This window comes from Mesorhizobium sp. B2-8-5 (assembly GCF_006440675.2).
Classification (GTDB): Bacteria; Pseudomonadota; Alphaproteobacteria; order Rhizobiales; family Rhizobiaceae; genus Mesorhizobium.
In genome coordinates this window covers 1,139,017-1,163,943 of sequence record NZ_CP083951.1, presented here as the reverse complement: position 1 = coordinate 1,163,943, position 24,927 = coordinate 1,139,017, and the positions used below count along the sequence as shown (strand labels likewise).

25 protein-coding genes and 1 tRNA gene are annotated in these 24,927 nt (G+C 65.1%); 19 read left to right on the top strand and 7 right to left on the bottom strand.

Going from position 1 to position 24,927, the window contains the following annotated elements; genetic code table 11:
* Positions 1-95: 95 nt before the first annotated feature.
* A complete protein-coding gene (locus FJ430_RS05630) occupies positions 96-770 on the bottom strand; it encodes a cysteine hydrolase family protein (RefSeq protein ID WP_140710937.1) in 675 nt (224 codons plus the stop codon).
* 405 nt (positions 771-1,175) lie between these two features.
* Here FJ430_RS05630 and exbB point away from each other — a divergent pair, with 405 nt between their 5' ends.
* The 12 genes from exbB (at position 1,176) to FJ430_RS05570 (ending at position 13,858) form a co-directional block, all read left to right on the top strand.
* On the top strand, positions 1,176-2,132 hold the full coding sequence (gene exbB, locus FJ430_RS05625; RefSeq protein WP_140710971.1) for a tonB-system energizer ExbB: 957 nt from the start codon (positions 1,176-1,178) through the stop codon (positions 2,130-2,132).
* 5 nt (positions 2,133-2,137) lie between these two features.
* Positions 2,138-2,641: a TonB system transport protein ExbD gene (exbD, locus tag FJ430_RS05620; RefSeq protein ID WP_140710935.1), complete on the top strand. Its 504-nt coding sequence runs from the start codon at positions 2,138-2,140 to the stop codon at positions 2,639-2,641.
* Complete coding sequence (locus tag FJ430_RS05615) at positions 2,638-3,627, top strand: TonB family protein (protein WP_140710933.1); 990 nt, start codon at positions 2,638-2,640, stop codon at positions 3,625-3,627. The genes exbD and FJ430_RS05615 overlap by 4 nt, the downstream gene beginning before the upstream one ends.
* Before the next feature lie 152 nt (positions 3,628-3,779).
* A complete protein-coding gene (locus FJ430_RS05610) occupies positions 3,780-4,874 on the top strand; it encodes a transporter substrate-binding protein (RefSeq protein ID WP_140710931.1) in 1,095 nt (364 codons plus the stop codon).
* Positions 4,871-5,473, top strand: coding sequence for an ANTAR domain-containing response regulator (locus FJ430_RS05605; RefSeq protein WP_140659288.1), 603 nt, complete (start codon positions 4,871-4,873; stop codon positions 5,471-5,473). The genes FJ430_RS05610 and FJ430_RS05605 overlap by 4 nt, the downstream gene beginning before the upstream one ends.
* Complete coding sequence (locus FJ430_RS05600; RefSeq protein ID WP_140659287.1) at positions 5,451-6,356, top strand: ABC transporter permease; 906 nt, start codon at positions 5,451-5,453, stop codon at positions 6,354-6,356. Before FJ430_RS05605 ends, FJ430_RS05600 begins: the two co-directional genes overlap by 23 nt.
* Before the next feature lie 13 nt (positions 6,357-6,369).
* A complete protein-coding gene (locus FJ430_RS05595) occupies positions 6,370-7,290 on the top strand; it encodes an ABC transporter permease (RefSeq protein WP_140710929.1) in 921 nt (306 codons plus the stop codon).
* A gap of 35 nt (positions 7,291-7,325) precedes the next feature.
* Positions 7,326-8,969, top strand: coding sequence for an ABC transporter substrate-binding protein (locus FJ430_RS05590; RefSeq protein WP_140647029.1), 1,644 nt, complete (start codon positions 7,326-7,328; stop codon positions 8,967-8,969).
* Positions 8,959-9,903 (top strand): acetamidase/formamidase family protein, encoded by a 945-nt coding sequence (locus FJ430_RS05585; protein WP_140710927.1) that lies wholly within the window; start codon positions 8,959-8,961, stop codon positions 9,901-9,903. Before FJ430_RS05590 ends, FJ430_RS05585 begins: the two co-directional genes overlap by 11 nt.
* Positions 9,900-11,720: an ABC transporter ATP-binding protein gene (locus FJ430_RS05580; protein WP_140710925.1), complete on the top strand. Its 1,821-nt coding sequence runs from the start codon at positions 9,900-9,902 to the stop codon at positions 11,718-11,720. Before FJ430_RS05585 ends, FJ430_RS05580 begins: the two co-directional genes overlap by 4 nt.
* A gap of 130 nt (positions 11,721-11,850) precedes the next feature.
* Entirely contained in the window at positions 11,851-13,245 is a 1,395-nt protein-coding gene (locus FJ430_RS05575; RefSeq protein WP_140710923.1) for a multicopper oxidase family protein, read from the top strand.
* Between the two features lie 109 nt (positions 13,246-13,354).
* Positions 13,355-13,858, top strand: a complete 504-nt coding sequence (locus FJ430_RS05570) for a hypothetical protein (RefSeq protein WP_140710921.1) — start codon at positions 13,355-13,357, stop codon at positions 13,856-13,858.
* A gap of 436 nt (positions 13,859-14,294) precedes the next feature.
* Here FJ430_RS05570 and FJ430_RS05565 read toward each other — a convergent pair whose 3' ends face one another.
* The 3 genes from FJ430_RS05565 to FJ430_RS05555 form a co-directional block, all read right to left on the bottom strand.
* Positions 14,295-14,471: a hypothetical protein gene (locus tag FJ430_RS05565; RefSeq protein ID WP_181175593.1), complete on the bottom strand. Its 177-nt coding sequence runs from the start codon at positions 14,469-14,471 to the stop codon at positions 14,295-14,297.
* Between the two features lie 233 nt (positions 14,472-14,704).
* Positions 14,705-15,148, bottom strand: a complete 444-nt coding sequence (locus FJ430_RS05560; protein WP_140710919.1) for a hypothetical protein — start codon at positions 15,146-15,148, stop codon at positions 14,705-14,707.
* Between the two features lie 176 nt (positions 15,149-15,324).
* Positions 15,325-15,400: transfer RNA gene (locus tag FJ430_RS05555), tRNA-Ala, on the bottom strand.
* 168 nt (positions 15,401-15,568) lie between these two features.
* Between FJ430_RS05555 and FJ430_RS05550 the strand changes: the two genes are divergently transcribed.
* The gene (locus FJ430_RS05550; RefSeq protein WP_127876481.1) at positions 15,569-15,868 is read left to right on the top strand and encodes a YggT family protein; all 300 of its coding nucleotides are present in this window, start codon (positions 15,569-15,571) and stop codon (positions 15,866-15,868) included.
* Positions 15,868-16,179, top strand: coding sequence for a DUF167 family protein (locus FJ430_RS05545; protein ID WP_140647035.1), 312 nt, complete (start codon positions 15,868-15,870; stop codon positions 16,177-16,179). The genes FJ430_RS05550 and FJ430_RS05545 overlap by 1 nt, the downstream gene beginning before the upstream one ends.
* 432 nt (positions 16,180-16,611) lie before the next feature.
* On the opposite strand, the gene FJ430_RS05540 is transcribed toward FJ430_RS05545, so the two are convergent.
* Genes FJ430_RS05540 through FJ430_RS05530 form a run of 3 tightly spaced genes read right to left on the bottom strand, consistent with a single transcriptional unit; the run spans position 16,612 to position 19,343 of the window.
* A complete protein-coding gene (locus FJ430_RS05540; RefSeq protein WP_140647036.1) occupies positions 16,612-17,493 on the bottom strand; it encodes a MurR/RpiR family transcriptional regulator in 882 nt (293 codons plus the stop codon).
* A 9-nt stretch (positions 17,494-17,502) separates the two neighbouring features.
* Positions 17,503-18,570, bottom strand: a complete 1,068-nt coding sequence (locus FJ430_RS05535) for an ABC transporter ATP-binding protein (RefSeq protein ID WP_140710917.1) — start codon at positions 18,568-18,570, stop codon at positions 17,503-17,505.
* A gap of 2 nt (positions 18,571-18,572) precedes the next feature.
* A complete protein-coding gene (locus FJ430_RS05530; protein ID WP_413467826.1) occupies positions 18,573-19,343 on the bottom strand; it encodes an SDR family NAD(P)-dependent oxidoreductase in 771 nt (256 codons plus the stop codon).
* A 173-nt stretch (positions 19,344-19,516) separates the two neighbouring features.
* Between FJ430_RS05530 and FJ430_RS05525 the strand changes: the two genes are divergently transcribed.
* The 5 genes from FJ430_RS05525 to FJ430_RS05505 all read left to right on the top strand — a co-directional run bounded on the left by FJ430_RS05525 (position 19,517) and on the right by FJ430_RS05505 (position 24,868).
* Entirely contained in the window at positions 19,517-20,746 is a 1,230-nt protein-coding gene (locus FJ430_RS05525) for an ABC transporter substrate-binding protein (protein WP_140710912.1), read from the top strand.
* A gap of 468 nt (positions 20,747-21,214) precedes the next feature.
* Positions 21,215-22,084: a carbohydrate ABC transporter permease gene (locus tag FJ430_RS05520; RefSeq protein WP_140647041.1), complete on the top strand. Its 870-nt coding sequence runs from the start codon at positions 21,215-21,217 to the stop codon at positions 22,082-22,084.
* Positions 22,081-22,905: a carbohydrate ABC transporter permease gene (locus FJ430_RS05515; RefSeq protein ID WP_140659273.1), complete on the top strand. Its 825-nt coding sequence runs from the start codon at positions 22,081-22,083 to the stop codon at positions 22,903-22,905. Before FJ430_RS05520 ends, FJ430_RS05515 begins: the two co-directional genes overlap by 4 nt.
* Before the next feature lie 24 nt (positions 22,906-22,929).
* Positions 22,930-24,462: a M81 family metallopeptidase gene (locus FJ430_RS05510; RefSeq protein ID WP_140710910.1), complete on the top strand. Its 1,533-nt coding sequence runs from the start codon at positions 22,930-22,932 to the stop codon at positions 24,460-24,462.
* 163 nt (positions 24,463-24,625) lie between these two features.
* Positions 24,626-24,868: a GIY-YIG nuclease family protein gene (locus FJ430_RS05505; RefSeq protein WP_226892218.1), complete on the top strand. Its 243-nt coding sequence runs from the start codon at positions 24,626-24,628 to the stop codon at positions 24,866-24,868.
* Positions 24,869-24,927: the final 59 nt, after the last annotated feature.

Genomic DNA, 24,927 nt, shown 5'->3' with positions numbered 1-24,927 from the left:
CGTGGCTCCCGCACCTGTTACGACCCTCAAGACGAACCCGGAACTGAAAACGGAACGGTGCGGGTGAAAAAAATTTCGATGGAACCACGAAATCCTCAGCCCATTGCGCCCGCGAGCTGCCGCAACGCGGCAATGACGGCCTCCGAGTCCGCCAGGGCGCCGAAGACCCCGTCCTCGACCGTCACCATATGCAGCGCTGCTTCGTGCGCATACTGGTCGCCGCTGGCGCAGGCGTCCGCAATCGTCAGGCACTGGAAGTTGCGGTCGCAGGCCTCGCGCAATGTGGTGTGCACGCAGACATCCGTCGTGCAGCCGGTGAAGAGGAGATGCGTGATGCCGCGCGCCCGCAAAACAAGCTCCAGATCCGTGTAGGTGAAGGCGCTGTTGCAGGTCTTGTCGATGATGATGTCCTGCGGCGCCACGTCGATGTCGGCGGAGATCTGGAAGCCCGGGCCGGAGCGCAGCAGGACATCGGTGCCGTCGAGGCCAGCCCGCTTGCGGCGCCATTTTTCGTAAGGCGTCATGTCGGCCATGTCGGCGCGATAGCCCTGCCTGGTGTGGATGATGGTTAGGCCGGCGGTTCGAGCGGCCTCGATCAGCCGGTTGACCGCCGGCAGGATGGCTCTCAGCGGCGATGGATCATAGCCCTTCCTGGCGAAGTAGCCGTTCGGCGACAGGAAATCCTCCTGCAGGTCGATCACCAGCAGCGCCGTGTGCTGCGGCACCAGCCTGCCGTCATAGGGGAAGTCGAAGGGTATCGCCTTGATCATCGGCCGCCTGCCTTGGTTGTTGTGCGCGCATCGTGCCCAGCAACTGCCATGCCGTCCAGACCTTGCAGCGTGCCGAACCGATATCGGGGAACGCGTTGCAATTGTTGATAACCGAAGTCATCTTTATAGTTGACTTGCAAAGTCATGTTTCATAGTCAACCGGCATTGGCCGCCTGGCACCTGCCTTGGATGGCGGCCGCTGCATTGGAGGCGGATGTTGGCCGCAGCTGGACAGCCTTTGATGTCGACGCCGTGCGCTTTGCCGTCGGCGGGCGCACGCTGCTCGGTCCGGTCTTGCTCGATCTGCACCGTTCGCGCGTCCACGGCCTTGTCGGCCACAACGGCTCGGGCAAGTCCACCCGTCCAGCCGATCGGATATGTGCAATGATGAAGCGAGGACGAGCCTTGTCCCGAAACGGTCTTTTCGCGGCGCTGGCCGCGTCCCTCGTTCTTTCGGCCGGCCTCGCCAAGGCGCAGGAACAGCCGGCGGCGCCCACCGTGCAGGCGCCCCTCGGGCTGGCTCCGGCAGCGCAAGCACCCGTCGCTCCCGCCCCGCAAATGCCGGCGGCGCAGGCGCCCGTCGCCACGCCCGTGGAACCGGGCATCCAGCCGGCCCTGAACAGCGCCACGGGCGAACAGCGCTCCATCTCGCTGGCGCTGCCACATGACCTTTCGCCCTGGGGCATGTTCATGAATGCCGACATCGTCGTGAAGGTGGTCATGGTGGGGCTGGCCTTCGCTTCCCTCGTCACCTGGACCATCTGGCTCGCCAAGTCGCTGGAGGTCTTAGGCGGCAAGCTGCGGGCGCGCCGCGCCGCCGATGCGATCGGCAACGCCGCGACGCTGATGCAGGCCGGCCGCGCGCTTGGCCACAGCGGCGGGCCGGCCGCGCTTCTGGTGCGGGCGGCGGAAGAAGAAAGAGCGCTTTCGGCCGGGGCACTCGACCATGCCTCCGGCGACGGCCTGAAGGAGCGCGTCGCCTCCCGGCTTTCACGCATCGAGGCGGCGGCGGCCCGGCGCATGTCGCGCGGCACCGGCCTGCTCGCCACCATCGGCTCGACGGCGCCCTTCATGGGCCTGTTCGGCACCGTCTGGGGCATCATGAACGCCTTCATCGGCATCTCGCAGGCGCAGACCACCAATCTGGCGGTCGTGGCGCCCGGCATCGCCGAGGCGCTGCTTGCCACCGCCATGGGCCTTGTCGCGGCCATTCCGGCGGTCGTCATCTACAACGTCTTCGCGCGCTCGATAGCCGGCTACAGGCAGATCCTGGCCGACGCCTCAGCCGGCGTCGAGCGGCTGGTCAGCCGCGACCTCGATTTCCGCACTGTGCCGCCGGCAACGGCCATGGCTGCGGAGTAACGGCGATGGCGGCGCGGATTCGCGAGACTGCCGGCGACGATCTCGAGGAAAGCCACGACATCAATGTCACGCCGTTCATCGACGTCATCCTGGTGCTGTTGATCATCTTCATGGTGGCGGCGCCGCTGGCGACCGTGGACGTCAATGTCGACCTGCCCGGATCGACGGCAACGCCGGCGCCGCGACCCGAGACACCGCTGTTCTTGACTTTGAAAACCGATCTCACGCTGGCGATCGGCAATGACGGCGTGCCCCGTCCAGCCTTTGCCGGCGTGCTCGACAACCGCACCAAGGGCGACAAGCAGACACGCATCTTCCTGCGCGCCGACAAGACGGTCGGCTATGGCGACCTGATGGAAGTCATGAACCTGCTGCGCCGCGCCGGCTATCTCAAGGTCGCGCTGGTCGGCCTCGAAACAGCTGGCGATGCCAGCGGGCGGGCCGTGCCCGAAATGCCCGCGGCCGGCGCGAACCTCGTCCCGGCGCCGGGCGGAAGCGCGGCGCCATGACGGTCGCCGCCCTTTCCCGGATTTCCCAGCCGCGCTTCGGCGCGCGTGAAGCCGGCCTGTGGACGAGCGCCGCCGCGATCATTCTGGCCGCGCATGTGGCGGTCGCCTATGCGGTGCAGAACCTGAGTTTCGCCGAGATGCAGGATGGCGGTCCGCCGCCGGCGCTGGCGGTCGAGATGGCGCCGCTGGTGATCGCGCCCGCCGTGCCGGAAGAGGCGGCGATGCTGGACATGGTGACACCGGAGCCGCCCGATGCGGCGGACACGGAAAAGCCTGTCGACGTAAGACCGGCAACCGACCCGGTGCCGGCGGTGGAACAGGCCGAGCCCGTGACAGAACAGCCATCCGATGCCGACGACACGCAAGAAGCCGAGCAGGCCGCGCCGGCGGAACAGGCCATTGCCGCGCTGAGCGAGCAGAAGCCGCTGGACGAGGCCGTGCCGGACCTTATCGAGGCGATCGCCCCGGACGTCGTCATTCCGCTGCCGCAACCGAAACCGGTGGAAGCGCAGGTGAAGGTGCAAAAGCCGGCAGAACCCAGGAAGAAGGCCGAGAAGAAACCGGTCGGAAAACCGAAAGAACGGGTCGGGAAGGAAAAGGCGCCTCCACCCAGGGCGACGACCACCGCCAGCATCGAGGCCAAGGCGGCGGCGAAGGCGGCCGCGCCACTGTCCTCGAATGCGCCGCCGCGCTCGAGCGTCAGCCCGTCGCGCTGGAATTCCAGCCTGGCGGCATGGATCAGGCGGCACACCCGCTATCCGAGCGCGGCGCGCTCCAGGCGGGCCGAGGGCACGCCGAGCGTGACCTTCACGGTCGACACCTCCGGCAGGGTGGTCTCGGCCCGGCTGGCGCGGTCCTCGGGCGACGGCGATCTCGACCGCGCGGCGCTCGGGGCCTTGCAGGGCGCCTCCGTGCCGGCTCCGCCGGCCGAACTCGGCGCGCGCGTCACCCGCACCGCGCCCTTCGTCTTCAGCCTGCGGGACTAGATGGCCTTCAACTTTCAGGCTTGACTGATGGACGGTAGGGAATAGGGTAGCTCGACGAAAATACCGGCTTTGGTCGCCGGGCGGCAAGAATGCCTCGTATGCCTCGCCCATCCGGCGCTGGCTGCGAGGTTTTTTCATTTTTGGGGCCTTGCTTGAAACGACGTATCGAGATCGGCATCCTCTATTCCCGGTCAGGCAGCTATCAGCTTGTCTCCGACGCCTGCCGGCTGGGGGCGATGCGCGCGATCGCCGACATCAACGCCGATCGCGCGCAAAGCATCGAGCTCGTCCCGGTCGAGCGCGATCCGCAAAGCAACGCCGACCGCTACGCGACGCTCTGCGAAGACATCTTCCGCACCAGCAGCGCCCGCCATGTCGTCGGCTGCATCACCTCCTGGAGCCGCAAGGAGACCATTCCCGTGCTGGAGAAGGCGGGCGGCATGCTCTGGTATGCCTGCCCGTATGAAGGCTTCGAGGCCAACGAGCATGTCGTCTACATGCATGCCTGCCCGAACCAGCATCTGGTGCCGCTGATGGCTCATGTCGCGCCGCGTTTCGGCGCCAACGGCTTCCTGCTCGGCTCGAACTACATATGGGGCTGGGAGATGAACCGCGTCGCGCGCGACCTGATCGCCGACGCCGGCGGCAAGGTGCTCGGCGAACGCTATCTGCGCATCGGCGAGACCGGCGTTTCGCGCCTGATCGACGAAATCCGCGTCACGCGGCCGAATTTCATCCTCAACAACCTGATCGGCACCTCGTCCTATGCTTTCCTCGCTGCCTATCGCGACCTGGGACGAGAGGATGCGGCCTTCAAGCCTGGCGCCTGCCCGGTGATTTCGTGCAATCTCACCGAGGGCGAGCTGCCGGCAATCGGCGAAACGGGCAAGGGCCATCTGTCGGCCGGGCCTTATTTCGCGCCGCGCCCGGCCGCCTTCGCCTCGTCCTTCGAAGCCTCCGCCTATGCCTCGGTGCAGGTGATGGCGGACGTGCTTGCCGGCAACCCGGACGCCGGCCCGGCGGATTTCTCGAAAGCCTTCGCCGAGCGCCGCTTCGCGACCCGCCTCGGGCCGATCGCCATCGATCCGCACACCCAGCATGCGACCCTGCCGGTGATCATCGGGCGTATTGCCGACGGCTTCTTCGAGGTGGTGAGCCGCGAGGAAGAGGTGGCGCCCGATCCCTATCTTTCGCGCTACGATCCGGCCAAGGTCTTCGGCCGTCCGCGGCTCAGGGTGGTGTCGTGAGCCGCGCCGCGCGCATCCCCAATCTCGGCGGCGCCAAGGCGTTCGTGCTGCATCGTCCGCACACCACGGTGCAGGCGATCACCAGGCAGTTGTCGGCGATCGGCCTCGCGGCGGTCGAGTGCTGGCCGCATCTGCCGGCGGAGGCGCTGGCAGCGGATTTCGTGTTCTTCGACGCCGACCTCGGCTTCGACGAGCAGTTCCCGTGGAAGCCCGGCGAGGCGCCGATGCCGCTGGTGGCGCTGATCGGCTCGGAGGCGCCGGGCCGTATCGAATGGGCGCTGTCGCACAAGGCCGATGCGCAATTGCTGAAACCGGTCGGGACCGCCGGCGTCTACAGCGCGCTGCTGATCGCCCGGCAGAGTTTCGAGGCGCGCAGGCAGCTTGCCGGCGAGATCGCGTCGCTGCGCCAGCGGGTCGGCGAGCGCCAGACCATCGTGCGCGCGGTCGCGGCTTTGTCGAAAGGCAGCGACGACGACCGCGCCTACGCGCAGCTCAGATCGCTGGCGATGAACTGGCAGATCAGCGTCGAGGAAGCGGCCCGGCGCATCGTGGCGATGACCGAAGCGGAGGGCGGCGATGACCAATCCCATCGCGCCTGACCTTTCGACGGGCCGGATGCCGGCAAAGCCGCGCGCTGGCGTCTGGCGCCGGCTGGTCAGGCGGCCGCTGGCGCTGGTCGGGCTGTTCATTATCGCCATCGTGCTCGCCGGCGCCATCCTCGCCCCATGGCTGACCGGTTACGATCCCAACGAGCAGATGTTCGACGGCCTGACGCTCGAAGGCTCGCCGCTGCCGCCGAACGCCAAGTTCTGGCTGGGCACCGACCTGCTCGGCCGCGACCTGTTGACCCGCATCCTGTTCGGCGCGCGCACCTCGCTGATCATCGGCATCGTCGCCAACGGCGTGGCGCTTCTGATCGGCACGCTGGTCGGCGTCACGGCGGGCTATTTCCGGGGCTGGATCGGCAGCGCGCTGATGCGCTTCACCGACCTGATGATGGCCTTTCCCGCGCTGCTTTTAGCCATCTGCCTGGCGGCGGTGTTCGAGCCGAGCCTGTGGATCGTCGCCATGGTGATCGCGCTGGTCAACTGGGTGCAGACCGCGCGCGTCATCTACACCGAAACCTCGTCGCTCTCCGAGCGCGAGTTCATCGATGCCGAGCGCACGATAGGGGCGAGCGCGCCGCGTATTCTCATCCGCCACATCCTGCCGCATCTCCTGCCGACCATCATCGTCTGGGGCACGCTCGGCATCTCGACCACGGTGCTGCTCGAAGCCACGCTCAGCTATCTCGGCATCGGCGTGCAGCCGCCGACGGCGTCGTGGGGCAACATCATCTTCGAGAACCAGACCTATTTCCAGGCGGCGCCCTGGCTGGTGTTCTTCCCCGGCGCGGCGATCCTGGCGCTGGCGCTGGCCTTCAACCTGATCGGCGACGCGCTGCGCGACATCCTCGACCCGACGCAAAGAGGGCGGGAATAATGGGGGGCCGATCATGATTGCCTATCTCGGCCGCCGGCTCATCCAGTCGCTGCTCATCCTGCTCGGCGTCTCGCTGATCACCTTCGCGCTGCTCTATCTTTTGCCGGCCGATCCGGTGCGCCAGATCGCCGGGCGCAGCGCCACCCCCGAAACGGTGGAGAACATCCGCCGGCAGCTCGGCCTCGACCAGCCCTTCATCGTCCAGTACTGGCACTATCTCACGAGGCTCGTCAGTGGCGATCTCGGCCGCTCCTACATCCAGCGCTCGGAAGTCACCGAACTCATCGTCTCGCGGCTGCCGGCCAGCCTGCTGCTGATGGTCGGCGCCATCCTGTGCGAGCTGGCGATCGGCCTCACCATGGGGCTGATCGCCGCCGTCAGGCGCGGCACCGCCACCGACCAGACCCTGATGGTCGCCTCCTTCGTCGGCGTCTCGGCGCCGCAATTCGTCGTCGGCCTGCTGCTGCTCTACGTCTTCGCCGTCAGGCTCGGCTGGTTCCCGATCGGCGGCTACGGCGGTTGGCGCCACCTCGTGCTGCCGTCGCTGACTATGGGCATACTCGGCGCCGGCTGGTATGCGCGCATGATGCGCTCGTCGATGATCGACGTGCTGCGCCAGGACTATATGCGAACCGCCCGCGCCAAGGGCCTGGCGCGCGGCGCCATCCTGTTCCGTCACGCGCTGCCCAACGCCATCCTGCCGGTCGTCGCCATGATCGGCATCGACGTCGGCGTCTTCATGGGCGGCATCGTGGTGGTCGAAAGCGTGTTCGGCTGGCCGGGCATCGGCCAGCTCGCCTGGCAGGCGATCCAGCGCGTCGACATCCCGATCATCATGGGCGTCACCCTGGTCTCGGCCTTCGCCATCGTGCTCGGCAACCTTTTGGCCGACATCATCGCCCCCTTCATCGACCCCCGGATTAAACTCAGATGAAAATGAAAACCGAACAGAAGAAAGGGAACATAAAAATGAAAAAGTTTCTCGCATCCACCGTCGCGGCATCGGCGCTGGCGCTGATGCTCGGCATGGCAAACGCGCGCGCCGAAGACGCGGTCGACCCGAACATCAAGCAGGGCGGCGCCATCACCATCACCTACAAGGACGATGTCGCGACCCTCGACCCGGCGATCGGCTATGACTGGCAAAACTGGTCGATGATCAAGAGCCTGTTCGACGGGCTGATGGACTATGAGCCCGGCACCACAAAGCTCAAGCCCGACCTCGCCGAGAGCTACGAGATCTTGCCGGACGGCAAGACCTTCACCTTCAAGCTGCGCCATGGCGTGAAGTTCCATAACGGCCGCGAGATGACCGCCGACGACGTCAAATATTCGCTCGACCGCGTCACCAACCCGAAGACGCAAAGCCCTGGCGCTGGCTTCTTCGGCTCGATCAAGGGTTACGACGATGTCGCCGCCGGCAAGGCCGACAGCCTCTCCGGCGTCACCGTGGTCGACCCCTACACGATCAAGTTCGAGCTGACCCGACCGGACGCCACCTTCCTGCATGTCATGGCGATCAACTTCTCGCATGTCGTGCCGAAGGAGGAGGTCGAGAAATACGGCGCCGACTTCGGCAAGCATCCGGTCGGGACCGGCGCCTTCAAGCTCGCCGAATGGACGCTCGGCCAGCGCATCGTCTTCGAGCGCAATCCCGATTACTGGCACAAGGGCCTGCCGCATCTCGACAAGATCACCTTCGAGATCGGCCAGGAGCCGATCGTGGCGCTGCTGCGCCTGCAGAAGGGCGAGATCGACGTCCCCGGCGACGGCATTCCGCCGGCCAAGTTCCAGGAGGTGATGAACGATCCTGAGCAGAAGGCCCGCGTCGTGGTGGGCGGACAGCTGCACACCGGCTACGTCACCATGAACACCACCATGGCGCCCTTCGACAATGTCAAGGTGCGCCAGGCTGTCAACATGGCGATCAACAAGGGCCGCATCGTCCAGATGATCAACAATCGCGCGGTGCCGGCCAACCAGCCGCTGCCGCCCTCGATGCCCGGCTACGACAAGGCGTTCAAGGGTTATGCCTATGACGTCGCCAAGGCCAAGGCCCTGCTCGCCGAGGCCGGCCATCCCGACGGCTTCGAGACGCAGCTCTTCGCCATGAACACCGATCCCAATCCGCGCATCGCCCAGGCGATTCAGCAGGATCTGGCGGCCATCGGTATCAAGGCCAGCATCCAGTCGCTGGCCCAGGCCAATGTGATCGCCGCCGGCGGCGACAAGGCCGGCGCGCCGATGATCTGGTCGGGCGGCATGGCCTGGATCGCCGACTTCCCGGATCCCTCCAATTTCTACGGCCCGATCCTCGGTTGCGCCGGTGCGGTGCCCGGCGGCTGGAACTGGTCGTGGTATTGCAACAAGGATCTCGACGCCAAGGCGGCCGAGGCCGATTCCGTCGTCGACCCGGCCAAGTCCGAGGAACGCGAGAAGATGTGGAGCGCGATCTATGACAAGATCATGGAGGACGCGCCCTGGGCGCCGGTCTTCAACGAGCAGCGCTTCACGCTGAAATCAGCCCGCATGGGCGGCGCTGACAATCTCTATGTCGACCCGGTCCATATCCCGATCAACTACGACAATGTGTATGTGAAAGATGTGCAGTAACTGCGACTACACCATCCACGGGCGCCATCACCATTTCGGCTGGGACAATTCCTTCGCCCCGGCCGAACGGGTGGCGCCCGGTTCAACGATCGAGTTCCAGTGCCTAGATGCGGCGGGTGGCCAGCTCCAGGCCGACAGCACGGTCGCCGACGTGGCCCGGCTCGACTTCTCCAAGGTCAACCCGGTGACCGGGCCGATCTTCGTCGAGGGTGCCGAGCCCGGCGATGCGCTGAAGGTGACGATCGAGATGTTCAAACCGTCCGGCTTCGGCTGGACGGCGAACATCCCGGGCTTCGGCCTGCTCGCCGACGACTTCAAGGAACCGGCGCTCAACATCTGGAAATACGACGCCGGCTCGCTCGAGCCGGCGTTGTTCGGAAAGAACGCCCGCGTGCCGCTGAAACCGTTCGCCGGCACCATCGGCAACGCGTTGGCCGAGATGGGCCTGCATTCGGTGGTGCCGCCACGGCGTGTCGGCGGCAATCTCGACATCCGCGACCTTGCCGCGGGCACCATTCTCTATCTGCCGGTGGAAGTGCCGGGCGCGCTGTTCTCGGTCGGCGACACCCATGCCGCGCAAGGCGACGGCGAGGTATGCGGCACGGCGATCGAGAGCCCGATGGACGTCGTGCTGAAGCTCGACCTTGTGAAGGACGCGCGGCTGAAGACGCCGCGTTTCACCACGCCCGGCCCGGTGACGCGGCATCTCGACGCCAAGGGCTACGAGGTGACGACGGGCATCGGACCGGACCTGATGGCCGGGGCCAGGGAGGCCGTCAGCCAGATGGTCGACCTGCTGTCCGCCCGTTACAAGCTCGACCCGGTCGATGCCTACATGCTGGTCTCGGTCTGCGGCGATCTCAGGATCAGCGAGATCGTCGACATGCCGAACTGGGTGGTGTCGTTCTACTTCCCGCGCTGCGTCTTCGAATGAGCGCAGCCGTGGTCGACGAACACGCTGACGCCGTCGCAAAGGCGGCCGCGGGGCCGGTGCTCGAAATCACCGGCCTCTGCGTTGGTGTGCGCGGCGAGGACGGCGAGCGCGAAGTGGTGTCCGGCCTGTCGCTGTCGCTAAGACGCGGCGAAACGCTGTGCATCGCCGGCGAGTCCGGTTCCGGCAAGTCGATGACGGCGCTGGCGATCATGCAACTCCTGCCGCAGCCGGCCGGCCGCATCGCTTCCGGGACGATCCAGCTCTTCGACAAGGATGGCAGCGCCATCGAACTGACGGCGCTCGACGAGCGCCGCATGCGCGGCATTCGCGGCGATCGCATCGCCATGATTTTCCAGGAGCCGATGACGTCGCTCAATCCGGTGCTGTCGATCGGCCGGCAGCTCACCGAATCGATCGAGGCGCATACCGGCCTTTCCCACGCCGAGGCGCAACGGCGCGCGGTCGAGGCGCTGAAGGCGGTTCGAATTTCCGAAGCCGAAAGCCGGCTGAAGCAGTTTCCGCACGAATTGTCGGGCGGCATGCGCCAGCGGGTGATGATCGCCATGGCGCTGGCGCTGGAACCTGACGTGCTGATCGCCGACGAGCCGACGACGGCGCTCGACGTCACGGTCCAGGGCGAGATGCTGGAGCTGTTGCGCGACCTGCAGCGCCAGCACGGCACCAGCGTCATCCTCATCACCCACGACATGGGCGTCGTCGCCGAAATGGCCGACCGCGTCATCGTCATGCGCAACGGCCGCATGGTCGAGGAAGGCGCCACCGCCGACATTTTCGCCAGGCCGCGGGCCGCCTATACGCAAGAATTGCTGGCCGCCGTTCCGCGCATCGGCTCGGGCGCCGGTCGGCGCGTCACGGGAGGGGCAGCCGGCGCAACCGGTCAGGACAAGGTGGCGGTGGTGAACGACCTCCATGTCCGCTTCGACCTGCGCGGCGGCTTCTTCGGTCGCGTCAACCGGCGGGTCCACGCCGTCGAGGGCGTCAGCTTCTCGATCGCGCCCAACGAGACGCTGGCGCTGGTCGGCGAATCCGGCTGCGGCAAGTCCACCACCGCCAAGGCGCTGGCCGGCCTCGTGCCCTATACGGGCGGCGTGACGATCGGCGGCCGCGAGCTCTCCGGGCTTGGCGGCGACGCGCGCAAGGCGGTGCGCCGCGACGTGCAGATGGTGTTCCAGGATCCTTACGCTTCGCTCGATCCGCGCATGCGCGTCGGCGATCTGGTGGCCGAGCCGCTTCTGATCCACGGCATCGGCTCACGGCAGGAACGCCAGAGCCAAGTGGCTGCCCTGTTCGAGCGGGTCGGCCTATCGGCAGCACAGATGGAGCTCTATCCGCATGAATTCTCTGGGGGCCAGCGCCAGCGCATCTGCATCGCCCGGGCGCTGGCGCTAAGGCCGAAGCTGATCATCGCCGACGAGAGCGTGTCGGCTCTCGATGTCTCGGTGCAGGCGCGCGTGCTCGATCTTTTGAAGGAGCTGCAACGCGAATTCGGCGTCGCCTATCTCTTCATCTCGCATGACATGGCGGTGGTCGAGAACATCTCGGACCGCGTCGCCGTCATGTATCTCGGCCAGATCGTCGAGATCGGCAGTCGCGACCAGGTCTTTTCCAACCCGCGCCATCCCTACACGCGGCGGCTTATCGAGGCGGTGCCGGTTCCCGATCCGTCACGACGCCGGACACGCTTTTCCCGTCTCGACCGCGAAATTCCAAGCGCGACCCGGCGGATTGGCGAAACCGTGCCGAAACTTGTGCTCAAGGATTTCGGCGGCGGGCATCTCGCCGCCGTCGGAGATTGATCGGAGCCATGCAGCTGGCCGCATTCCGGCCTGGGACCGATCTTGCTTGCGGGCGGCGATCTGTCCGTTTCGGGATGTGCCCGAATGATGATAAGGCCTGAGACCGCCACTCATCTGTTTCGGGATTCCAATGTCGGTCCTCACACGCCGCAAACTCCTGCAGGGCGCCGCGGCCGCCGGCGCGGCCGGTATCGGCCTCTCGGCCGCCGGCAAGTTTGCCGGCTGGGCGGCGCCGAAGCCCGAGCCGCTGGTCCTGAAGACCGCGAGCATCGAGGCTCAACTGATGGACGGCGCGCCGACGAAGAATGTGCTGACCTACGGCGAAGCCGGCATGCCGCCGGCGGTCAGGATGAGGAAGGGCGAGCCGTTCGCCGCACGGCTGATCAACGGCATCGACGATCCGACGACCATCCACTGGCATGGCATCCGCGTTCCCAACAAGATGGATGGCGTGCCGTTCCTGGTGCAGCCCTATGTCTATCAGGGCGACCGTTTCGACTACGCGTTTTCGCCGCCCGACGCCGGCACGTTCTGGTACCACCCGCATTGCAACACGCTGATCCAGATGGGTCACGGCCTGACCGGCGTGATCGTGGTCGAGAACCCGAACGACCCGGTCTTCGATGTCGAGATGGTCGTCAACCTGCGCGATTGGCGGCTTGGCGACGACGGCCAGTTCATCGCGCCGTTCAGGCCGCGCGACGCGGCCAAGGCCGGCACCTTCGGCACGGTGCGCACCGCCAACTGGCTCGACCAGCCGCAATTCGATGCGCCGGCCGGCGGGCTGGTGCGGCTTAGGGCGGCCATCACCGACGTCACCCGCATCTATGCCTTCCGCGTCGACGGCGCCGAGGCGACGGTCATAGCGCTCGACGGCAACCCGGTGCCGCAACGGTTTGCGCCGGATGCCCTGCAACTGGGACCCGGCCAGCGGCTCGAGCTTGCCATCCGCATGCCCGACGAGGAGGGCGCGATCGTCAGCCTGCGCGACGTCCGGGGCACCAAGCCGAAAATCCTGGCGACGCTGCGTTCGGTCGGCAAATCGCTCAGGCACGATCTGCGCGATCTCGGCCCGCTCGACGCCAATCCGGTGGCGGAGGTAGACCTTGCCGGCGCCAAGCGCATTCCGCTGGCGCTCAGCGCGACGGCCGAGAACGTTGCGGCCGACAGCATTTGCGGCTCGCTCGGCTACAGTTTCTGGGCGATCAACAAGGTGCCGTGGCCGGGCGACACGCCGGACCCCACCGCGCCGCTCGCCGAACTGAAGCTCGGCCAGAGCTATGTCATCGACATGGAGAACCTCACCCCGCACGCGCACCCGATCCATTTGCACGGCATGAGCTTCAAGGTGCTGTCGTCATCGACCAGGGCCGTCCAGCCGCTGGTCTCCGACACCTATCTGATCCAGCCCGACGAGAAGGTCCAGCTCGGCTTCGTCGCCGACAATCCCGGCGACTGGCTGCTGCATTGCCACATCATCGAGCACCAGAAGACAGGCATGACGAGCTATCTGCGGGTGGTGTGAGCGCCTCATCACAACATTTTCGTGAGCGGCTTTGCGGGTTGACCCCGCCGCTTGATTGCCTAGGTAGCCAACTGGGCAGGCCGGGCAACACGCAACTCCGACCGACGGCATGACATCTTCGCGCATTCGAAAACTTGCCCTTCTTGCGGCAGGCATCCCCATCCTGTCATCCTGTGTCATCCCTGACGATACGTCGCGGCTCGCGAAAGAGGACGTCACGACCTCTGCCGCCCGCAAGGAATTGGTCGGATTGAGCGAGGCCGACATTCGCATGTGCGCAGGCTTTCCGAGCGCTACGGCGGATGTGGGTTCATCCGGTCAGATCTGGACCTACCAGCGCACCGTGCAACGCGGCAATCTCAGCATTGCGGTGCCGACCTTGACCGCAGGCCCGATTCCTGCTGTCGGCGGATCGGTCAATGTTGCTCCCGGCGGCTATTGCAACACGCAGATACGCATGCTCGACGGCCACGTCGCCGAGGTCGCCTATGCCGGCGACAACAACTTGCCGAACAGCCGCGATGCACTCTGTGTCAGCACGGTGGACGCCTGCGTGGCCTATGCGCGCCAACGCCATTACAAGCGCCGGCAGCATCACGATAGGCGGGGCTAAGCGATACACCGTTGCGAGCGGATATTCTCGGACATCGGACGCGGGCATTGCTGTCCCGCTTGCTGACAGCTCCTTCCGCCAGGCCGAGATGCTCGATCTGCCTGCGCATCGAAGCCGCGTCCTTTAGAAGGCCTGCCCGGCGCTGAAACGACGACCGTTATTTCGATCGTCTGTCGCGCCGCGAGGAACGCCTTTCGATGTCCGTGACGGGCCTTTCCGCGCCGGCTTCAGCCTGCGCCCGAGGCGCATCCATAAGGTTTCGGACCTTGGCGTTGTTATGCGCGCGGACAACCGCGCGGGTGAAATGAAGCAGGGTTCCAAGCACTGACATTGGCATTACCTCCATTGGAATGGCTGACATGTCGCTGTCGTAGGGCGTGGCGGGCCGGGATCGGAAAAAGCCCCCGTCGCGTTCGAAACGAAGGGCCAGGGCTGCTCAGCGCGTGCCGGCGAACACGATCCGCGCGAGCCGCGCCTTTTCGCGCGTGCCCTGCGCGGCCTCCCAGCCGATGTCCTTCTGCAACTCGGGCGACAGGCTGTTCATGAGGCTTCTGGTTTTGGTGTCGTTATGCTGGCGCATGATGGAGCGGCCGAGATTTCCAAGCATGGACATTTCGCATTCCCCTGTTCCGTTGAGACGGCGTCGCGCCGTCGGATGCGGGATGAATGCGCCCGGTCCGTTTCGCGGCAATGGCGCGCGAAATGGCCGATCGTTTCCAAACTCACGGGTTTGGAAACATGCGTATGCGAATGATTTTGGCCGATGACATACGTGTGGAATGGGGCCGGACCTCTGCGTTCGGCGGATCCGACCCATCCATGATTAACGGACGGAGCTCCTGCCCCCTACCTCTTCAGCGCGATGCTGATGCCGCTGAGATCGGCGTTGACCTGCAGGCCGACCTGCCGGCCGGTGAGCTCGAGCTGGGCGCCCTTGTCATTGGTCATGACGATCACCTGGGCGCCTCTGCCGAGCGCGCCGCCGCCGCCGGCTGCGCCGTAGACGCCCGTCACATCGCTGGCGCGTCGGATGTGGCGCACCCTGCCCTGGAAATAGGTCTTGGACGCGCCGAAGGCGAGGCCGCCCGAGACGCCGCCGATCGAGATCGGATAGCGCTTGCCATGGAAGGTCAGCGTGCCTTCGCCGCCGGAGCCGCCGATGAAGAAGGCGGCCTTGTAGACGGAAAAGCGGATCGTGCCGCTGTCGGCATGCGCGGCGCTGGTTATGCTCACGCCCGCGGCGGCGATTGCCGCGACCGCGACGGAACGGAACCTGGACGAAATCTGCATGGTGGAAACTCCTCGAGCATCGCCGCTTACCCAGCCGGCGGGGGCATATCAGCTTCAAAAGTATAGCTGAACCGTCTTGCCCCACCATTGGTTCCAGGCACGCGCCCGAAATCCGGCGGTCACAAAATGCTGAGCGAGGAAGGCGGAAGCGATGAGAAGCACTTGCTTGTGCTGGCTGGTGGAGCTGAGGGGGATCGAACCCCTGACCTCATCATTGCGAACGATGCGCTCTCCCAGCTGAGCTACAGCCCCGTTCCAGCGGATGGGCTTGTATCGGTCGCGGCCGTTTGATGTCAAGGCGAAACGATGGCCTGACGCCATGCGCCGAGGCCGGCGGGCCTTTGCCCGCTCGGCAAGCCCCGCGGGCCTTGCTCGCAGGCCAAGCAATGGCTACATGTCGGCGACAATTTGGAGACCGGCATGATCGCCCTTATTCAGACAATCGTCATGGCGCTTGATATCTACTGGTGGATCATCATCGCCTCGGCGATCTTTTCGTGGCTCTACGCCTTCAACGTCGTCAATTCGCGCAACCAGTTCGTCGGTTCCGTCGGCAACATGCTCTACCGGCTGACCGATCCGGCCTTGCGCCCGATCCGCCGCTTCATGCCCGATCTTGGCGGCATCGACATTTCGCCGATCATCCTGCTTCTGATCCTTTTCTTCATCCGGCAGTTTCTCGTTACCACCGTCTGGTCCTGGGTCGTGACCGGCGGCTGATGAGCCCGTCGTTCCGGCTGCGCGAGAACGGCATCGACCTTTACGTGCGGCTGACGCCGAAGGCGGCGCTCGACCGGATCGACGGCGTCGAGACCACCGTCGATGGCCGCAGTCACCTTAAAGCCCGCGTGCGCGCCGTGCCGGAGAACGGCGCCGCCAATCAAGCGCTGGAACGGATGATGGCCAAGGCGCTGGGTGTTCCGGCATCGGGCGTCTCGGTGGTCGCCGGCGGCACCTCGCGGCTGAAGACGCTGCGGATAGTGGGTGATGGGGCCGAGCTGGCGAAAAGCGTCGAGGCTCTGATCGGATAATCTAAATTTGAGATGCAGGCGGGACGGCGCCCCCTCTGTCCTGCCGGACAGAGGCTACAGCATGCACACATTTCCAGGCGGCTGGCCTTTGGCGATAGCGTGTATGCCAGCTTGGCGCATGCATTGGCTAACGTAGCGCTGGTCGACTCCCACTCCGTCTCGGCTTCGCCGAGCCACCTCTCCCCCGATCGACGGGGTAGAGGAAAGGCGCCAAGCTTTTTGCCGTCAATGCTCGTCCAGCAACGCTCCCTTCCTTTCCCTCCGGAGGGGGGAAAGGTGGCGCTGCGAAGCAGCGACGGATTGGGGGAACCACGTGGCAATCAAGCCTCAGGTCTGATCAGTCACGCCAGTCACAGAAGATGTGCATCGCGTAGCCGCCAGAGGAGGGCGCGAGGGATCGCCAGCGCTGACGGCGCAAGCCACTGCAACCGCTCAATCGCCCAGCGGCAGCCTCGGATCGTCCACCTTCAGCGTGTTCACGCTCTGCTTGATGCGGCGCAAATTCTCCAGCACTTTCGGGCCGCGTGATTCCGCCACCGTGGTGGCGATCATGTCGAGGATGGCCAAAAGCGCGTAGCGCGACGAGGTCGGCTTGTAGATGTTGCCGTCCTCGACCGACTGCAAAAGGATCACCGTGTCGGCGACCTTGGCCAGAGCCGAATCCGGCGCTGTGATGGCGACGGTGGCGGCGCCATATTGCTGCGCCACCTCGACCGCCTCGATCACCGAGCGCGCATAGCCCGACACCGAGAAGGCGACCAGCGTCGTCTCGGGCGTCGCCACCGCGGCATACATGCGCTGCAGCTGGCCGTCGATCTGGGCGAGCGCCGACAGGCCGAGCCGGAACAGCCGGTTCTGCATCTCGGTCGCCATCATCGAGGAAATGCCGCCCGAGCCGATGCACAGCACGTTGCCGGAAGCGGCGATGCGGGCGGCGACATCCATCAGCGTCGTCATGTCGAGGTTTTCGCTGGCGCGCTGGATGGCGGCGATCGCCGCTTCGGTTATCGCCGAGGCGATGCGCTGCTCACGCGCGTCGCGGCTGAGCGGCTCCGGCGACAGATACTGGCCGCCGATGGCGATCGCCTGCGCCAGGTAGAACTTGAAATCGCGCAGGCCCTCGCAGCCGAGATTGCGGCAGAAGCGGGTGACGGTCGGCTCGCTGACCCCGACGCGCGCGGCGATCTCCGAGATCGCGGCCTTGGAGGCGAAATCGAGGTCGGAAAGCACCAGCCCGGCTAGCCGGCGATCCGACTTGGTGCCGTCCTGCGACATCAATTGCAGGCGGGTGATGATGTCGGCCGGGGTCTTCATGTCATCATCTCAGAGCGGCAGGCCCGTCGCCTTGTCGAAGAGGTGGATGTTGCGTGGGTCGACGCTCACCGGCAGCCGGTCGCCCGGCTTTACCTGCAGCCGGTCGCGGAACACCGCGCGCACCGTGTCGTCGCCGACCGAGCCGTAGACATGGGTTTCCGACCCGGTCGGCTCGACGACATCGACCTTGATGGCGATGGCATCGTCGCCGGCGCCAACCACGAAATGCTCGGGCCTGATGCCGGCCTCGACCGTGTCGCCGCCGGAAGCTGCCTCGCCCGAGAGCGCCAGGCGGCCGCCGCTCGTCGTTTCAAACCAGGACTTGGCTCCGGCCGTCTTCAGCGCGCCGGAGACGAAGCTCATCGAGGGCGAGCCGATGAAGCCGGCGACGAATTTGTTGGCCGGCCTGTCGTAGAGCTCCAGCGGCTGGCCGACCTGCTGAATGCGGCCGCGATCCATCACCACGATGCGGTCGGCCATGGTCATCGCCTCGATCTGGTCGTGGGTGACGTAGACGATGGTCGATTTCAGCCGCTGGTGCAGCGCCTTGATCTCGGTGCGCATCTGCACGCGCAATTGCGCGTCGAGATTGGAAAGCGGCTCGTCGAAGAGGAAGACCGAAGGCTCGCGCACGATGGCGCGGCCCATGGCGACGCGCTGGCGCTGGCCGCCCGACAATTGCCTTGGATAGCGGTCGAGATAGGAGAAGAGGTTGAGCACGCCCGACGCCTTCTTGACTTTGTCGTCGATCGCGGCGCGGTTCTCGCCGCGGATCTTTGGGCCGAAGCCGATATTTTCCGCAGCCTTCAGATGCGGGAACAGCGCGTAGGACTGGAACACCATGGCGATGTTGCGCTTCTGCGGCGGCAGCTCGTTGGCGCGCGTGCCGCCGATGACGAGATCGCCGGAGGTGATCGCCTCCAGCCCTGCCAGCATGCGCAGCAGGGTGGACTTGCCGCAGCCGGACGGGCCGACCAGCACGACGAACTCGCCGGTCCGGATGTCGAGGTTGATGTCCTCGAGGATTTTGTGCTGGCCGAAGGATTTCGACAGGTTGCGGAACTGGACGTCGGTCATGGTCACGCTCCCAATATGTCGTCGATGAAAGGCAGGTAGCCGGCCGTCAGTCCGGCGTCCACGGGCACCACGGCACCTGTTATGCCGGAAGCGCGCTCGGAGGCAAGGAAAGCGACGGCCTCCGCCACTTCCCGTGCATTGACGATGCGGCCGAGTGGATAGAGCCGCTGCAGCCGGCCGAGGATCTCGGGGTCCTTGGCCAGGCGATGGTCCCAGGCGGCGGTGCGGATCGACCCCGGGCACACGACATTGGCCCGCAACCCGGCACGGCCGAGCTCGACCGCGACCGATTTGGCATAGGCGTTGATGCCGGCCTTGGCCGCGGCATAGGCCGGATTGCCGAAATGCGCGATGGCGTTGACCGAGGAAATGAAGACGACGCTGCCAGAACCGCGCCCGGCCATCGCCTTGATCAGCGGATCGGCGAAAGTCATCACGCCGGTCAAATTGAGGTCGAGCTCCTGCTCGATTTTGTCCGCCGTCAGCGCCTTCAAGGTCTCGGCGCGCGTCCAGCCGGCATTGTTGATCAGGATGTCGGGGACGCCGTCCTTGTCGAGCAGCGCGAGGATCGCCGCTTCGATCGAGGCCCGGTCGAGCAGGTTGAAGACATGGCGCGACGCGATATGCGGGCTGGCCAGCGCTTCCGTCGACTGGTCGCAGCCGACGATTCGCGCGCCGCGCTCCGCCATGAGCTCAACGATCGCCGAACCGAGGCCGCCGCCGGCGCCGGTGACGACAATTGTCTTGCCTTCGAATTCGGCTTTCGAACCCAATTTGCCCGTTCCTCCGCCCCTCATTTTAAGCCGGCAGGCTAACCAAGCAAATGTAATTAAGCAACATGATAATCCGCTTGCATGGCGCGAAATGATGGATAATGTAGGAAAGTAACATAAATCCTGCGCCCCCAAGGGCCCAGGCGCCAACGGGCATCAATGGGAGAGATCAGATGAGCCTTGCGAAATGGACTGTCGGCCTGTTGGCCGGAATGAGCATGCTGGCTTTTGCCGCACCTGCCGGTGCCGGCGAGGTGCGCGTCACCGTCGCCGAATACAGCGCCAAGACCGGCCCCTATTTCGAGGAAGTGAAGAAGGAATTCGAGGCGGCTAATCCCGGCATCACCATCAAGTATGAAGTGGTGCCGTGGGATGTGCTCCTGCAGAAGCTCACCACCGACATCACCGCCGGCACCAATGCCGACCTTTCGATCATCGGCACGCGCTGGCTGATCGACTTCGTCCAGCAGGATGTCGCCGAGCCGCTCGACAGCTACATCAAGCCCGAGTTCAAGGACCGCTTCATCGACACCTTCCTGCAGCCCTCGATCATGGACGGCCACACTTACGGCCTGCCGATCGCGGCTTCGGCGCGCGCCATGTATTACAACAAGGAGCTGTTCGAGAAGGCCGGCATCGCCAAGCCGCCGGCGACCTGGACCGAGTTGCAGGAAGACGCCCGCAAGATCAAGGCTCAAGGCGCTTTCGGCTTCGGCTTGCAGGGCAAGGAGATCGAGACCGACGTCTATTACTATTATGCGATGTGGTCGCAGGGCACCGAGATCCTCAACAAGGACGGCACGTCCGGCCTGAGCACGCCCGGCGCGCTGGAAGCCGCCAAGCTCTACAAGTCGATGATCGACGAGGGCCTGACGGAACCCGGCGTCACCTCCAACAACCGTGAGGACGTGCAGAACCTGTTCAAGCAGGGCAAGGTCGGCATGATGATCACCGCGCCCTTCCTGTCCAACCAGATCAAGGAAGAAGCGCCGAACCTCAAATACGGCGTCGCCGCCATCCCCGCCGGCCCGACCGGCGCGCGCGGCACTTACGGCGTCACCGATAGCATCATCATGTTCAAGAACTCCAAGAACAAGGACGAGGCCTGGAAGCTGCTCGACTTCCTGTTCACCAAGGAGCAGCGCGCCAAGTTCACGCAAGGCGAAGGCTTCCTGCCGGTGAACAAGGAAGAGGCGAAGATGGACTATTACGTCAACAACGCCGACCTCGCCGCCTTCACCGCGCTCTTGCCCGACGCCCGCTTCGCGCCGGTCATCCCCGGCTGGGAAGAGATCGCCCAGATCACGTCGGACGCCATGCAGAAGATCTATCTTGGCGGCGACCCCGAGGCCGGTTTGAAGGACGCGGCGGCCAAGGCCGACGCCGTGCTGAAAAAGAAATAAGGGCGTATCTCCCTGCGCCCCGTGGCGCGCTCCACCCCGTCGGAGCGCGCCACACCTTTTTGGTCTTCAGCAGAAAGACAGATCATCGATGTCAGCGCCTTCCAGCCAGCCTCCTTCCTCTCCCTCCGGAGGGGGGAGAGGTGGCTCGGCGAAGCCGAGACGGAGTGGGGGAACCACCTGGCAACCGCCGCGAACGGACACACGAAGGGCACTCGGCGCAAGCATCACCTCCCCCTGCCCCCAAGGGTCGACCCCCACTCCGTCGAGCTTCGCTCGACACCTCTCCCCCGATCGACGGGGGAGAGGAAGGGCTCTCTTCCGCAACCGCCGCGGAGGACGGGCGCACAGGATAGGAACAGCGCCGCCACTTGGAAGGAATCCTGAAGCGGTCTCCTGAGAAGAACGAGGCGGGATCAAGTCAATCTGTTAAGTCAGCGCCATCCACCCGCAACGCGGTATGACCAGCCGATGCAAAATCGTTTCCTGCCCTATCTGCTGACGCTCCCCAGCCTGCTCTTGGCGGCGGTGGTGATCTTCTGGCCGGTCTGGGACCTGCTGCAGATCTCGACACATGACGTCAACCGCTTCGGCCAGTTGCGCGAGTTCAGCGGCTTCGCCAACTTCGCCGAGTTGTTCGCCGATCCGGATTTCGTCGCGGCGCTCTGGCGCACCGGGCTGTGGACCGTGCTGGTGGTCGGCGGCGCGCTGCTTTTGTCGGTCCCGGTGGCGATGATCCTCAACATGGATTTTTATGGCCGCGGCCTCGCCCGCGTCATCATCATGCTGCCCTGGGCAGTGTCGCTGACCATGACCGCGGTGGTCTGGCGCTGGGCGCTCAGCGGCGAGAGCGGCATGCTGAATTCGGCACTGATGAAGCTCGGCCTGATCAGCCAGAACATCCAGTGGCTGGCGAGCGCCGAGACCGCCTTCCCGATGCAGGTGCTGATCGGCATATTGGTGACGGTACCCTTCACCACCACGATCTTCCTCGGCGGCCTGTCCTCGATCCCCGACGATCTCTATGAGGCCGCGGCACTCGAGGGCGCCACGCCTTTCCAGCAGTTCCGCGAGATCACGTTTCCGCTCTTGAAACCCTTCATCAACATCGCGATCGTGCTCAACACCATCTACGTGTTCAACTCCTTCCCGATCATCTGGGTGATGACTCAAGGGGGGCCGGCGAACTCGACCGACATATTGGTCACGCATCTCTACAAGCTCGCCTTCCGCATCGGTAAGCTGGGCGAAGCCTCGGCGGTGTCGCTGGTGATGTTCGCCATCCTGCTCGTCTTCACCATGATCTATGTGCGGCTTGCCATGCGGGAGCAGCGCGCATGACCAGCAAGCTGAAACGCACCATCATCGCCTGGCTGCTGCTTTTGCCATTGATCGTGGTGACGATCTTTCCCTTCGCCGTGATGTTCCTCACCGCCGTCAAGCCGCGCACGGAGGTGCTCACCCCCACCTGGTGGCCGAGCGAATTCCGCTGGTCGAATTTCGCCGACATGTGGGTGGCGACCGGCTTCGGCCAGGCCCTCGTCAACTCGCTCTATGTCTCGGCGCTGGCGACCATCGGCGCCATCCTGATCTCGGTGCCGGCGGCCTATGCGATGTCGCGCTTTCGTTTTGCCGGCCATGGCGCGTTCCGCCAGTTCCTTTTGATCTCGCAGATGATCTCGCCGATCGTGCTGGTGCTCGGCCTGTTCCGGCTGATGGCCGCCTGGGGCCTGGTCGAATCGACCACCGCGCTCGGCTTCATCTACATGGCCTTCAACGTCGCCTTCACGGTGTGGATGCTGCAGAGCTATTTCGACACCATTCCGCGCGACCTCGAGGAGGCCGCCTGGATGGAAGGCGCCGGCCGCTGGCTGACCTTGCGCAAGGTCTTCCTGCCGCTCTGCCTGCCGGCGATCGCCGTGACGGCGATCTTCACCTTCATCAACGCCTGGAACGAGTTTGTCGTCGCTCTCACCATGCTGCGCAGCCAGGAAAGCTACACGTTGCCGATCCAGGTTTTCTCGCTGGTCGCCGGCCGCTATACGATCGAATGGCACCATGTCATGGCAGCCACGCTGCTGGCGACACTGCCGGTGGCGATCCTCTTCATCTGGCTGCAGCGCTATCTGGTCCGCGGACTGGCGCTCGGCGCCGTCAAATAGCCGATATTCCGCTACGGAGCGTTCATGCGCATCTTCACCGCCTCGCTGGCGACGGAAACCAACACCTTCTCGCCGGTGCCGACCGACCGGGCCTCGTTCGAGATGGCCTTCTATGCCGGTCCGGGCAAGCACCCCGAGACGCCGACGCTCTGCTCCTCGCCGATCGTGGCTTTACGCAAACGCGCGGCCAGGGAAGGATTGACGGTCATCGAAGGCACCGCCACCTGGGCGGAGCCCGGCGGCCTCGTGCAGCGCCAGACCTATGAGGCGCTGCGCGACGAGATCCTCGATCAGCTCAAGGCCGCGCTGCCGGTCGATGCGGTGATCCTCGGCCTGCATGGCGCCATGGTCGCGCAAGGCTATGATGATTGTGAAGGCGATCTGCTGGAACGCGTGCGCGCCATCGTCGGCCCAAAGGTGGTGATCGCCTCCGAGTTCGATCCGCACAGCCACCTGACGCCGAAACGCGTCGCGGCCTGCAATGTCATGGCCTATTTCCTCGAATTCCCACACACCGATTTCTACGAGCGCGGCGAGCACGTCGTCGAGCTTGGCCTTGCCGCGGCGCGCGGCGAGATCAAGCCGGTGATCTCGACCTTCGACTGCCGCATGATCCAGGTGCTGCCAACCAGCCGCGAGCCGATGCGCTCCTTCGTCGACAGGATCAAGGCGCTGCATGGCAAGGACGGCGTGCTGTCGGTCTCGGTCATCCACGGCTTCATGGCCGCCGACGTGCCGGAGATGGGCACGCGCATCCTGGTCGTCACCGACAACGACAAGGAAAAGGGCGACAAGCTCGCGGAAACGCTGGGGCGCGAACTCTACGCCTTGCGTGAAAAGACGGCGATGACGATGCTTTCCGCCTCGGCAGGCATAGAGAAGGCGCTGGCTGTGCGGGCCGAGCGCCAGGACAAGCCGGTCGTGATCGCCGACATCTGGGACAATCCGGGCGGCGGCGTGCCGGGCGACGGCACGATCGTGCTGCGCGAGCTGCTTGAGCGCGGAATCGACAAGGTCGGCGTGGCGACGATCTGGGATCCGATCGCGGTCACCTTCTGCCATGCGGCCGGCGAAGGCGCGGTCATCGACCTGCGCTTCGGCGGCAAGGCCGGGCCTCAGGCCGGCGAGCCGATCGACGCCCGCGTCACGGTGCTGAAGACCACCAATGAGGGCTGGCAGAGCTTCGGCCCGAGCCGCGTGACGCTGGGACCTTCGGCCGTTGTGCGCATCGAAGGCACCGAGGTCGAAATCATCTTGAACACAAACCGCACCCAGACCTTCGAGCCGGATATCTTTTCCAACGTCGGCATCGATCCGCTGGCGAAAGACATCCTGCTGATCAAGTCGACCAACCATTTCTACGCCGGCTTCGCGCCGATCGCCGCCGAGATCATCTACGTCGCGGCACCGAGTTCCTATCCGAGCAATCCGGCGAAGACGGATTACAGGAAGCTGACGAGGCCGATCTGGCCGAGGGTCGCGGATCCGTGGAAACTGCCAATCTCCCCCCTTGTGGGACAGATGCCCGGCAGGCCAGAGGGGGTTCGCCTCCCGTAGAGCGCCGACGCCTCCTTCGTCATTCTAGGGCGGAGCAAGGAGCGAAGCGACGCGCGCAGACCCTAGAATCCATGCCGTGACATTGGCCATAGAATGCAACGACCCAGAATAGCCGTTGGTAGTAGCGCCAGGTAAGCTCGCCACATGACAGAAAGGCGGCACGATCTATATTGGTGTCACCAATGACCTTGCTCGCCGCATGCCCGAGCACAAGACCGGCCAAGGCTCCAGTTTCACCGGCCATTACGGTGTGCAGCGCCTGGTCTGGTACGAAGAGCATTTCGACATCACCGATGCCATCCAGCGTGAGACGTCATTGAAACGCTGGCCGCGCCAATGGAAGGTCGACTTGACCGAGAAGAGCAACCCGGAATGGTTCGAGCTGTTTCGCGGAATTGGCTGGTGAGCGTTCTGGACCGTGGCGGCGCTCAACCGTCACGGCATGGATTCTAGGGTCTGCGCGCG

What these genes read in the sequence shown, in the direction of transcription:
- FJ430_RS05585 (WP_140710927.1), top strand. Translation starts at nt 8,959, where the DNA reads ATGTGCAGTAACTGCGACTACACCATCCACGGGCGCCATCACCATTTC.
- FJ430_RS05600 (WP_140659287.1), top strand. Translation starts at nt 5,451, where the DNA reads ATGACCAATCCCATCGCGCCTGACCTTTCGACGGGCCGGATGCCGGCA.
- FJ430_RS05540 (WP_140647036.1), bottom strand. Translation starts at nt 17,493, where the DNA reads ATGAAGACCCCGGCCGACATCATCACCCGCCTGCAATTGATGTCGCAG.
- FJ430_RS05565 (WP_181175593.1), bottom strand. Translation starts at nt 14,471, where the DNA reads ATGTCCATGCTTGGAAATCTCGGCCGCTCCATCATGCGCCAGCATAAC.
- FJ430_RS05515 (WP_140659273.1), top strand. Translation starts at nt 22,081, where the DNA reads ATGACCAGCAAGCTGAAACGCACCATCATCGCCTGGCTGCTGCTTTTG.
- FJ430_RS05630 (WP_140710937.1), bottom strand. Translation starts at nt 770, where the DNA reads ATGATCAAGGCGATACCCTTCGACTTCCCCTATGACGGCAGGCTGGTG.
- FJ430_RS05590 (WP_140647029.1), top strand. Translation starts at nt 7,326, where the DNA reads ATGAAAAAGTTTCTCGCATCCACCGTCGCGGCATCGGCGCTGGCGCTG.
- FJ430_RS05595 (WP_140710929.1), top strand. Translation starts at nt 6,370, where the DNA reads ATGATTGCCTATCTCGGCCGCCGGCTCATCCAGTCGCTGCTCATCCTG.
- FJ430_RS05615 (WP_140710933.1), top strand. Translation starts at nt 2,638, where the DNA reads ATGACGGTCGCCGCCCTTTCCCGGATTTCCCAGCCGCGCTTCGGCGCG.
- FJ430_RS05570 (WP_140710921.1), top strand. Translation starts at nt 13,355, where the DNA reads ATGACATCTTCGCGCATTCGAAAACTTGCCCTTCTTGCGGCAGGCATC.
- FJ430_RS05525 (WP_140710912.1), top strand. Translation starts at nt 19,517, where the DNA reads ATGAGCCTTGCGAAATGGACTGTCGGCCTGTTGGCCGGAATGAGCATG.
- FJ430_RS05545 (WP_140647035.1), top strand. Translation starts at nt 15,868, where the DNA reads ATGAGCCCGTCGTTCCGGCTGCGCGAGAACGGCATCGACCTTTACGTG.
- FJ430_RS05535 (WP_140710917.1), bottom strand. Translation starts at nt 18,570, where the DNA reads ATGACCGACGTCCAGTTCCGCAACCTGTCGAAATCCTTCGGCCAGCAC.
- FJ430_RS05550 (WP_127876481.1), top strand. Translation starts at nt 15,569, where the DNA reads ATGATCGCCCTTATTCAGACAATCGTCATGGCGCTTGATATCTACTGG.
- FJ430_RS05510 (WP_140710910.1), top strand. Translation starts at nt 22,930, where the DNA reads ATGCGCATCTTCACCGCCTCGCTGGCGACGGAAACCAACACCTTCTCG.
- FJ430_RS05560 (WP_140710919.1), bottom strand. Translation starts at nt 15,148, where the DNA reads ATGCAGATTTCGTCCAGGTTCCGTTCCGTCGCGGTCGCGGCAATCGCC.
- exbD (WP_140710935.1), top strand. Translation starts at nt 2,138, where the DNA reads ATGGCGGCGCGGATTCGCGAGACTGCCGGCGACGATCTCGAGGAAAGC.
- FJ430_RS05520 (WP_140647041.1), top strand. Translation starts at nt 21,215, where the DNA reads ATGCAAAATCGTTTCCTGCCCTATCTGCTGACGCTCCCCAGCCTGCTC.
- FJ430_RS05580 (WP_140710925.1), top strand. Translation starts at nt 9,900, where the DNA reads ATGAGCGCAGCCGTGGTCGACGAACACGCTGACGCCGTCGCAAAGGCG.
- FJ430_RS05575 (WP_140710923.1), top strand. Translation starts at nt 11,851, where the DNA reads ATGTCGGTCCTCACACGCCGCAAACTCCTGCAGGGCGCCGCGGCCGCC.